The organism is Neobacillus niacini (assembly GCF_036961885.1).
Taxonomy (GTDB): Bacteria; Bacillota; Bacilli; order Bacillales; family Cytobacillaceae; genus Neobacillus; species Neobacillus niacini_H.
Window position 1 is genome coordinate 1 of sequence record NZ_JBALNQ010000092.1, and the last position, 1906, is coordinate 1906.

The following is a 1906-nucleotide window of genomic DNA, read 5'->3' on the forward strand; positions in this document are numbered from 1 at the left end:
AAAATCCTTGTTAATGTTGATATAACAACATTAACAAGGATTTTTTCATTCAGCATATTCTTATAAGATGCGATTCGTTTTATCTTGATCTAATTTTTTAATCTCCAGTTCTAACTTTTTTTCCTCTAACTCTATTTCTTTCATCTTTAGTTCATTATCTTTTTTCTTAACATACCCGTAATATATGAGAGAAACGCCTATAATGATTGTTAGGTAAAAATAAAATCCCAATCTTTATACCCCCTTTTATTTCTTATATCCAGTCTTACGATTCAAAACCTTTTTAGTTTCATAATATCAATATTTGGGGAAGCACTATGCCAATGCTCCTCCTCCCTCAAGAACCGTCAATGTGGATCTCTTTTATTTAATTTTGAAACATACTTCGTTTTGTAGAAAAATGCATTTTTATGTATGGGACTACAAATCTATCAAGGCCGTAGAAATACCTTCCTTTTCCAATAAATAATAGAATGATTGCTATCACGAATAGCTTTGAATCAAGGCCAGAAAATCCAATCCCCGCCATCATAAAGTTAAAATTCATGAAGGCACCACCAATTAATGCTGGAATTGTCGCTAACCCTAGGATAAGTCCTAAGCCAACAAAAAATTCCCCCCAAGGGATCAGGATGTTAAAAAACTCTATATTTGGTAAGGCAAATCCTTCGAGGAAGCTGGCATACCAACTTTGAATGGTAGGATGATCTCCGCTTGCATTGGCAATAGTTCCTTGTAAAAATCCACCTGCATCAAAACCAGATTTAATTTTTGAATAACCAGCTTCGATCCATTTAAGCCCTATCCAAATTCGTAATACAGTCCAAACAAGTGCCATTGTTTTTCCATTTATTAATTTTCTCATAATAAGGTTCTCCTTTAAAATTGTGAATCACTTCACATTAATGATTAAAAAAATTTGGCTAATCCCAGCTTTCTATGTATGCTTATGAAACAATTATATTTGTCTCCTTTCGGTTCTTATATGCTAATTCTAGCAAGCCAATTCAGCCATTACCTTGATTTAGGTCAATTGTGTATTATTTTTTTTCAAGTGACAACTCCATTTTCTCTGTTGAAACCTTTAAGCATTCTAGACAAAATAGGTAAGCTAGCAAGAGATTTCATGTATGAAATGTCTCAGCTAGCTTATTTATTTAGTCAATATTATCAAACCAGAAACAGTCGTTCCAGTTCCGCTTTCTCTCCAACCGTCAAGATTTTCTCCGCCAACGGAAATAACACTTTTTCCTCCTTAGCGAAGTGTTGTGTTAAGGTAGTATGAGCTTGAACAGCGTAAACAGAAATCCATTGGGCATCGGTTTCATCAAGGGTCGCTCCCTTCTTGCCAGCTTCCGTTAGAAAATCCTGTAGATGTTGCTCTGCTTTCATATGTTCAAATTCCATCGTTTCAATCGTTCGATCATTCTCTCCGAGGAGGCGGGTCATCATGGGAAACAACCCTTCTTCCTCTCGTTTGGAATGTGCCTTCAACTTACCAGTGAAAGCCGTAACCATCCCGTACAATTTCGCAAACAGTTGAACCACATTTGGGCCCGATTCGAATTCTATGTCTTCGGTCATTTCATAAAAACGAGTCATATCTGCACGGAGTGACACATGCTCGTCCATTAATTGTTGCAGTGGTGCACTCCATTCAATTTTCGAATTCTCCATTATCCAACCTCCTCAGCCTTATATCGCCATACACCGAGACTCTCATCATTCATCATGGCTTGGTCTAATCATATAAATACATATAGCATACTCCCAAAGCATTGATCATAAAGTGTTGATAATCACAGACTTTACCGTTCACAAAAAAGCAGATGAGACAATAATTTCAAGGGATTAATGTTGAGATTTCTTGTCATTAATTTTATATGGACAACACAAAAAAGAGTTT

The 1906-nt window shown here is 36.0% G+C and carries 3 protein-coding genes; all 3 read right to left on the reverse strand.

Features of this window, described 5'->3' with window-relative positions; genetic code table 11:
- Positions 1-60 precede the first annotated feature (60 nt).
- On the reverse strand, positions 61-231 hold the full coding sequence (locus V7124_RS25800) for a hypothetical protein (RefSeq protein ID WP_335494755.1): 171 nt from the start codon (positions 229-231) through the stop codon (positions 61-63).
- A gap of 136 nt (positions 232-367) precedes the next feature.
- Complete coding sequence (locus V7124_RS25805; RefSeq protein ID WP_335494757.1) at positions 368-865, reverse strand: DoxX family protein; 498 nt, start codon at positions 863-865, stop codon at positions 368-370.
- A gap of 305 nt (positions 866-1170) precedes the next feature.
- Positions 1171-1677, reverse strand: coding sequence for a hemerythrin domain-containing protein (locus V7124_RS25810; RefSeq protein ID WP_335494761.1), 507 nt, complete (start codon positions 1675-1677; stop codon positions 1171-1173).
- Between the last annotated feature and the right edge of the window lie 229 nt (positions 1678-1906).

Coding starts and splice junctions, on each gene's coding strand:
- V7124_RS25805 (WP_335494757.1), bottom strand. CDS start 865: ATGAGAAAATTAATAAATGGAAAAACAATGGCACTTGTTTGGACTGTA.
- V7124_RS25810 (WP_335494761.1), bottom strand. CDS start 1,677: ATGGAGAATTCGAAAATTGAATGGAGTGCACCACTGCAACAATTAATG.